The organism is Bacillus sp. JJ864 (assembly GCF_036963045.1).
GTDB lineage: Bacteria > Bacillota > Bacilli > Bacillales > Bacillaceae_G > Bacillus_A > Bacillus_A pseudomycoides_C.
In genome coordinates this window covers 43,634-51,497 of the sequence record NZ_JBALLY010000081.1, presented here as the reverse complement: position 1 = coordinate 51,497, position 7,864 = coordinate 43,634, and the positions used below count along the sequence as shown (strand labels likewise).

At 37.7% G+C, this 7,864-nt stretch carries 7 protein-coding genes and 1 other annotated feature (1 of these 8 only partly in view); of the genes, 5 read left to right on the top strand and 2 right to left on the bottom strand.

What is annotated here, in order from left to right; all coding sequences use genetic code 11:
• The 5 genes from V7024_RS13870 to V7024_RS13850 form a co-directional block, all read left to right on the top strand.
• On the top strand, positions 1–1,544 hold a 1,544-nt coding region (locus V7024_RS13870; protein ID WP_335520950.1), incomplete at its 5' end, for a spore germination protein.
• Between the two features lie 16 nt (positions 1,545–1,560).
• Entirely contained in the window at positions 1,561–2,655 is a 1,095-nt protein-coding gene (locus V7024_RS13865; RefSeq protein WP_335520949.1) for a GerAB/ArcD/ProY family transporter, read from the top strand.
• Positions 2,631–3,737 carry a Ger(x)C family spore germination protein gene (locus V7024_RS13860; RefSeq protein ID WP_335520947.1) on the top strand — a complete coding sequence of 369 codons (1,107 nt, stop codon included), beginning with the start codon at positions 2,631–2,633 and terminating at the stop codon, positions 3,735–3,737. The genes V7024_RS13865 and V7024_RS13860 overlap by 25 nt, the downstream gene beginning before the upstream one ends.
• A gap of 101 nt (positions 3,738–3,838) precedes the next feature.
• Positions 3,839–4,021, top strand: a complete 183-nt coding sequence (locus V7024_RS13855) for a hypothetical protein (protein ID WP_335520945.1) — start codon at positions 3,839–3,841, stop codon at positions 4,019–4,021.
• A gap of 85 nt (positions 4,022–4,106) precedes the next feature.
• A complete protein-coding gene (locus tag V7024_RS13850; RefSeq protein WP_335520943.1) occupies positions 4,107–4,535 on the top strand; it encodes an HAD family hydrolase in 429 nt (142 codons plus the stop codon).
• A 331-nt stretch (positions 4,536–4,866) separates the two neighbouring features.
• Here the strand turns inward: V7024_RS13850 and V7024_RS13845 are convergent, their stop codons facing one another.
• Together V7024_RS13845 and leuS are read right to left on the bottom strand one after the other, a co-directional pair.
• Complete coding sequence (locus tag V7024_RS13845; RefSeq protein WP_335520941.1) at positions 4,867–5,103, bottom strand: hypothetical protein; 237 nt, start codon at positions 5,101–5,103, stop codon at positions 4,867–4,869.
• Positions 5,104–5,247: 144 nt separating this feature from the next.
• On the bottom strand, positions 5,248–7,656 hold the full coding sequence (gene leuS, locus V7024_RS13840) for a leucine--tRNA ligase (protein ID WP_335520938.1): 2,409 nt from the start codon (positions 7,654–7,656) through the stop codon (positions 5,248–5,250).
• A gap of 66 nt (positions 7,657–7,722) precedes the next feature.
• Positions 7,723–7,864, bottom strand: a binding site (T-box leader) (it continues 145 nt past the right edge of the window).

Here is a 7,864-nt window from a genome sequence, read left to right as displayed (position 1 = left end):
AGCAGCAGGCAAACCAACAACAAACTACAACGAATCAACAAGCAAAGCAAAGTGAAAACGACATTTTCAATTTTAGTAAGCCAGAGCATGAAACCGCTCAGTCGCTACAAGAGCTTATCCAAAAATTACGAGAATCCAGCGATTTTGTTCGCTATCAAACTTCTGACGACCCAGCTAAACCTTATTGGATCTCATTTTTTCGTACGTCAATGGATGGGATGAGATTACAAAATTATTTAATGCCTGCTTTATTGCATCATACTGCGCCAACACTAGAAGAAGTAAAGGCAATGGTTCCAATAAGCGGACTCATCATTACAAGCGACGTGAAAAAAATTGAAGAAATGATCTTAAAGGGGCATGCTATCATTCAACTACACGAGCATGATACAGAATGTCTACTCGCAAACATTGCAATTGAAAAATATAGATTACCGACTATCCCATTGAACGAATCAACGGTTATCGGACCGCAAGAAGGATTTGTAGAGGATATCGACACAAACATTAACCTCGTTCGGAAACGGTTGCCAGTTCTTGAGTTAAAAACGAAAGAACTGTTAATTGGAGAACTCTCCAAAACGAAAGTCGTTATCATGTATTTGAGTAATGTAGCAGAAAAAGAAAACGTTACATATTTAGAAGATAGCTTAAACACAATGCAATATGAACAAATTAATGATAGTTATTATATTCCCCAGCTAATGGGCAATACATCTATTTTTCCAACCTTTATTAATACAGAACGTGCTGATCGTGTCAGCAACGGGCTCATTGATGGAAAAATTGCTATATTCGTTGATGGATCGCCAAATGTTTTGTTAGCACCTGTATCTCTACTGGATTTTTTCATCTCTCCTGAGGATTACAGCGTGACATGGTTTTATGCAACGTTTTCCCGTTTATTACGTATTATCGCAGTTACGTTTTCCATTTGTGCAACGCCTCTATATGTAGCTGTACTTAGTTATCACTATGAATTAATTCCTAGTGACTTGCTGGAGACATTAATTTTGTCGCGAGCACAAGTACCATTTCCACCTATCATAGAGGCTATTTTTCTAGAATTAGCTATTGACCTTCTTCGGGAAGCGGGAGCACGTTTACCAATGAAAGTCGGGCAAACACTCGGTATTGTTGGCGGTATCGTTATCGGACAAGCATCAGTCCAAGCAGGATTGACTAGTAATATTTTGTTGATCATCGTCGCCTTATCTGCACTTGCATCGTTTATTACACCGATTTATCAAATGGGCAATGCGGTTCGTTTACTACGATTTCCCTTTCTTATACTTGCTGAGTTATGGGGGTTATTAGGAATTTCACTAGGATTTATCTTTTTATTAACAAGACTTTTTCGATTATCATCCCTTCGAAAGCCGTATGGGTTTATTTATCCATTTCGTAAACAGTCGGCGAAGGACTCCCTCATACGAATGCCGTTACCTAAAGTAGATACACGCGGAGTTCAAGCAAGACCACAACATGCCCAGCGTTATGTCAAAGAAGTGTTTCCAAAACGTATGACAGATTTCGATGAGTGAAAAGCGAGGAGCGCATATGAGTACAGTTAAAATCAACTATAAAGTATCTCCCATTTTTGTTTTTTTCTTAGTCCATAGTGCGCAATTCGGTGTTGGTGTTCTTGGATTTGCACGTATCATTGCAAAGGCTGCCGGATACGATGCATGGATGGGCGTTATCATTGCGGGTATCATCATTCATATTCTAATGTGGATGATATACCGTTTATTAGAAAGTATAAATGGAAATTTGATTACATTGCATCAACATCTATTTGGAAAATGGATCGGCAATGCATTCAATTTAATTTTTATTGCCTACTTCTTTCTTGTCAGCGTCTCTGTTATGCGCACGTACGTAGAAATTATTCAAGTTTGGATGTTCCCAACGGCAGCCACATGGAAGTTAACAATCTTTTTAGCCATACTTAGTTATTACATTATTTCATCTGGTTTTCGAGTTATGACCGGCATTTGTGTTGTTTCAGTTGTCGCTACATGTGGATATATCATGCAGCTATTTGTAGTCATTAAATATGGGAATTTTGGAAACCTATTGCCTATGTTCTCCCATTCTTTCGGAGATATTTTAAAAGCAGCTCAAGCATCGACTTATACATTGATTAGTTTTGAAGTTATTTTGATGCTGTATCCATTTATCAAAACGCCTGAGAAATCTCATAAATTTGCACAATATGGCGTTCTATTTTCTAACTTTTTATATTTATTAAGTACAATTCTTGCTTTTGCATTTTTTAGTGAAAAACAATTATCAAAAACGATTTGGTCACAGCTATCTATCACACAAGTCATTCACCTTCCTTTCATTGAGCGTCTAGAATATATTGCGATTTCTGGCTACGCACTCATTGTCATTACGAGTATTATCTTACCGTTATGGGCTGCAACAAGAGGATTACACGAAGTCTTTCATGTAAAACAAAAGTACATATTAATTTCTTTCTTATTCATAACCGTAATTATTTCACAACTCCTAACAGAACGGCATGACATTAATAATTTTATTACTTATGTATCAAAAGCAAGCTTTTGGCTTGTTTTTGTGTACATCCCAATCTTATTTCTTATAATGTGGGTGAAAAAGAAATGGCAAACACTAAGAAGCAAGTAATATTCCTTTTTGGCTTATGTTTACTTTTGACAACAGCATGTGTCCCCAAAAACATCGTTGACGATATTAGCCTCATTCAAGGTGCTGTTTTTGATGTCGCTTCAGACGCAGGTTCAAACCGCGGAAGAGTAAAAGTGACTTACGTTTGTCCAATCCAAAGAAAAGGGAATAAAGTACAAGTACTTCAAGGCTATGGAAATACAATTAAACAAGTGAAAACAACAACCTCTTTAGAATCGGGACAACCTCTTGAAAGCGGGCAAATACGTGTTATTCTTTTTACAGAAAAATTAGCTAAAAAAGGGCTCTCTAGTGTATTTGATACGCTTATTCGCGATGTAAATATCGGGAACTTAGTATATGTTGGTATCCTTCAGAGCGGTGGCAATGGTGAAGGTGAAAAACTTTTATCAGGCAAATATAATACAGCTTCTAACGTAGCAATCTACATCAAAAAAATGTTAGAACATAATATGAAAACCGGTGTCGTACCAAACGATAATTTATACCTGCAAACTTTTCGCTATTATCGTGACGGACAAGATACATATATGCCTATATTAAAGAAAAAAAAGAAAAGCATTAAAGTTACAAGTATAGCTCTTTTCAAACAAGATAAATATGTGGGAAAAGTAGAAGAAAAAGATATGTTTCTTTTTAAAACGCTACTCGATAAAAGTCAACTGGACTCACATGAATTTAAAACAAAGTTAGGCTATGCGGTAATTAACAATATTCGTTCTTCTCCTTCTTATCATGTATATGTAAAGGACGGAAAACCTTCCTTTGTTATTCGCGTAAAAATGGCAGCTCGTATTCAGGAGATTTCGAAACATACGAACTTAGAAAATAAAAAAAATGTAGAAAAAATACGAAAAGACATTGTAAAGAACTTGAATACAGATGGAGAAAAATTAGTTAAAAAACTTCAATCTCTAGGTGCAGATCCACTTGCTTTAGGTGCCAGATTTAAGCAGCACTACCGACCGTTTCAATTAAAAGAATGGAGAAAAATGTACAAAGATGTTCCTGTAAAAGTACAATATGATGTTGATATTACAAATTCAGGAGTTATTGAGTAAAAACTCCTCTTAATTAGAAAGAGGATCAAACGCAAAATGACTTTTCATAGTACATTTCATTCCATATACTAAAAGGTAAGAATTATAAATGAGGTGGTACCGTGTCTAAAAAATTGATAAAGCCTATGTTACATATCATTCTCTTTTGTACTGTCTTTTTATTTGCTCATACATATTTTAAAAATGCTTCCCTTACACGTTATCTCCTTGTAACAGTACCGATACTTATCATTGGAATGTTTGGAATAGATATCGCGCTATTCTTAACTGAAAAAAAAGAATAGCATTTGTAAAAGTAGAATGTGCACTGCCCTAACCGAAATCATGTTACAATAACAATCGGAAAAGAACGAGAAAGGATGAAACAACATGACAAACGAAAAAGGTTTAGATAAAGGTTACGAACTTGTTGCGAAAATGCATGAAATATTCGGTCACCCTGTTGCAGATGCACCAACAAAATTAACAGAAGAGCGTGCAAAAATTCGTGCAAGCTTCATGCAAGAAGAACTAGAAGAGTTCTTAGAAGCACACACAGTAGAAGATCAATATGATGCACTAATTGACTTAATTTACTTTGCATTTGGAACGTTTGCCGAAATGGGTGTACGTCCTGATAAAGGGTTTGAAATTGTAAACAATGCAAACATGGCAAAATTATTCCCAGACGGAAAACCACGCTTCCGCGAAGGTGACGGCAAAATTTTAAAACCTGAAGGATGGGAAGCACCAGAACCACAACTTCGCGCCGAAATTGAACGTCAGCGTCAAGAAGCACTTGAAAAGGTAGGAAAATAACAGCGAAATCATGTCATATATTGTCGAAAGGTCTTTATATCGTGTCGAACCGCCGATATATGACGAGAAACGGTCGATATATTATATTGATACTTTGAAAAGGAGCTATCTACATAGATAGCTCCTTTTACGTTATTTCTTCTTTGGTGCTGTCGTTTGACTTTGTTTCCCTTTAGAGAAATTAGATGAATCATCGAAGTTTGGCTGTCTTTTTCCAGCGTTATTGCTTCTTCCTTTACCCATATGTAACACCCCCTTCTTCTTTATCATTCCCAAATAAAAAATCTCCTTGCATAGAAGGAGATTTTGCATAGTTGATAAATTTTACATTTTATTGGCCTTGATACGGCATGCCATAATGATGACCATGATGATATGGATGTGGATGTGGATGATAAATAACATGTTGATAGCCATGATGATGGCCATAATGGTGATGATATGGGTGATATCCCACATGTTGATAGCCATAAGGATAGCCTCCATGTGGATAATGACCTACTTGCATTTGTGGAAATCCCCCCATACCGTATGGAGTAGGCATTTGTCGTTGTTCAATATAATTCATTCGGTTCACCTCTTCTTCACGATTTGATGTGTCGATGTTATCATATTGCAAAAAGAAAAATAGGTGTTTGTCTGTACTATAATTCCGCTCTTATTCCCTGTTTGAAACAGAAAAAGAGCACCTAAAAATAGGTGCCCTTTTTCATTAATTCGCTACGATATTTACAAGTTTTCCAGGAACAACAATTACTTTACGAACTGTTTTTCCTTCAATTTGTTCTTTAATTTCCTCGATAGCAAGTTGTTCCATTTCTTCTTTTGATGCGTCTTTTTTCATTGTTATCTTCGCACGTACTTTACCCATGACTTGAACAACGATTTCAACTTCATCTTCTACAAGTTTAGACTCATCAAATGTTGGCCAGCTTACATATGAAATTGTTTCGCTATGTCCAAGCTTGTTCCAAATTTCTTCCGCAACGTGCGGTGCAACTGGAGCTAACATTTTCACGAAACCTTCTACATATTCTTTCGGAAGAGTTTCTGCTTTGTATGCATCGTTAATGAATACCATCATTTGAGAAATTGCCGTGTTAAAGCGAAGCTCTTCATAGTCTTCTGTTACTTTCTTCACTGTTTGGTGATATACTTTTTCAAGATTTTTGTTTGGTGCATCTGTAATTTTCTCGCTTAGTTCACCATTGTCTTGAACAAATAGACGCCATGCACGATCCAAGAAACGACGAGCTCCGTCAAGGCCATTTTCAGACCAAGCAATTGAAGCATCTAATGGTCCCATAAACATTTCGTATAGACGAAGTGTATCTGCACCATGGCTTGCTACGATATCATCAGGATTTACAACGTTACCTTTTGATTTACTCATTTTCTCGTTGTTTTCTCCTAAAATCATACCTTGGTTAAATAGTTGTTGGAACGGCTCTTTCGTTGGAACCACACCGATATCATATAATACTTTATGCCAGAAGCGTGCATATAGTAAGTGAAGTACTGCATGCTCCGCACCACCGATATAAATATCAACTGGAAGCCATTGTTTTACTTTTTCAGGATCTACAAGTGCTTCGCTGTTGTTTGGATCGATGTAGCGTAAGTAGTACCAGCAGCTACCTGCCCATTGCGGCATTGTGTTTGTTTCACGACGCCCTTTTTTACCAGTCTCAGGATCGACAACATTTACCCACTCTTCGATGTTTGCAAGTGGAGATTCCCCTGTACCAGATGGACGAATGTTCTCTGTTTTCGGAAGAACTAATGGTAATTCTTCATCTTTCACAGCTGACATTGTACCATCTTCCCAGTGAATAATCGGAATTGGCTCACCCCAGTAACGTTGACGGCTAAATAACCAGTCACGAAGACGGTACGTTACTTTTTGATTTCCTGCGCTTGTTACTTCAAGCCATTCAATCATTTTCGTAATTGCGTCTTCTTTATTTAATCCATCTAGGAATGCAGAGTTAATGTGTGCACCATCACCTGTATGTGGTTCTTTCGCGATGTCTCCGCCTTCTACAACTTCTTTCACCTGCAGCTCAAATGTTTTCGCAAACTCATAATCGCGCTCATCATGTGCCGGAACTGCCATTACTGCACCTGTTCCATAGCTTGCAAGCACATAGTCAGCGATCCAGATTGGTAATTTTTCACCGTTTACTGGGTTAATCGCATAAGCACCTGTGAATACGCCTGTTTTTTCTTTCGCAAGCTCTGTACGCTCTAAATCACTTTTCGCTTTTACAGAATCAATGTAAGCTTCTACTGCTTCTTTTTGCTCTGCTGTTGTAATTTCTGCAACAAGTGCGTGTTCTGGAGCAAGTACACAGTACGTTGCACCGAATAATGTATCTGGACGCGTTGTAAATACAGTAAATTTCTCATCTGTACCGTCAATTTTGAAGTGAACTTCAGCCCCTTCAGAACGGCCAATCCAGTTGCGTTGCATATCTTTTAAGCTCTCTGGCCAGTCAAGTTCATCTAAGTCTTCTAGAAGACGATCTGCATAAGCTGTAATTTTAAGCATCCATTGTCTCATTGGACGACGCTCAACAGGATGTCCGCCGCGCTCACTTACGCCATCGATTACTTCTTCGTTCGCAAGTACCGTACCAAGTGCTGGGCACCAGTTTACTGGTACTTCATCAACGTAAGCTAAACCTTTTTCATATAGTTTTAAGAAAATCCATTGTGTCCATTTGTAGTAAGTTGGATCTGTCGTATTTACTTCACGATCCCAATCATAAGAGAAACCTAATGCTTTAATTTGGCTTCGGAACGTGTTAATGTTTTTCTCTGTAAATTCTGCTGGGCTGTTTCCAGTATCAAGCGCATATTGCTCAGCTGGAAGACCGAATGCATCCCATCCCATTGGATGAAGAACGTTGTAGCCTTGCATACGTTTCATACGAGATAAAATGTCTGTTGCTGTATATCCTTCTGGATGTCCTACGTGCAGCCCTGCACCTGATGGATATGGGAACATATCTAGTGCGTAAAATTTCGGTTTTTCTGTTTCATCTGGCGTACGGAATGTTTTATTTTCTTCCCAATACGCTTGCCACTTCTTTTCAATTTCTTGATGATTGAAGCTCATGAAATACCCTCCATTCAAATTCTATATATTTTCACCGCCAAAAATACAAAAAACCCCTCATCCCAGAAAAGGGACGAGAGGTTATAGATTCCCGCGGTACCACCCTAAATTAATGTAATAAAGGATGTTCAAAACGTCCGGTAAAGATAGCTATCGCATTTCTTTATCCTCCTTTTTGAACAAGCACTAATATACATTCGCTTAGATC

Excerpts from the sequence above, each read along its gene's own strand:
- V7024_RS13865 (WP_335520949.1), top strand. The coding sequence starts at position 1,561 with ATGAGTACAGTTAAAATCAACTATAAAGTATCTCCCATTTTTGTTTTT.
- V7024_RS13860 (WP_335520947.1), top strand. The coding sequence starts at position 2,631 with ATGGCAAACACTAAGAAGCAAGTAATATTCCTTTTTGGCTTATGTTTA.
- V7024_RS13845 (WP_335520941.1), bottom strand. The coding sequence starts at position 5,103 with ATGAATTATATTGAACAACGACAAATGCCTACTCCATACGGTATGGGG.
- V7024_RS13850 (WP_335520943.1), top strand. The coding sequence starts at position 4,107 with ATGACAAACGAAAAAGGTTTAGATAAAGGTTACGAACTTGTTGCGAAA.
- leuS (WP_335520938.1), bottom strand. The coding sequence starts at position 7,656 with ATGAGCTTCAATCATCAAGAAATTGAAAAGAAGTGGCAAGCGTATTGG.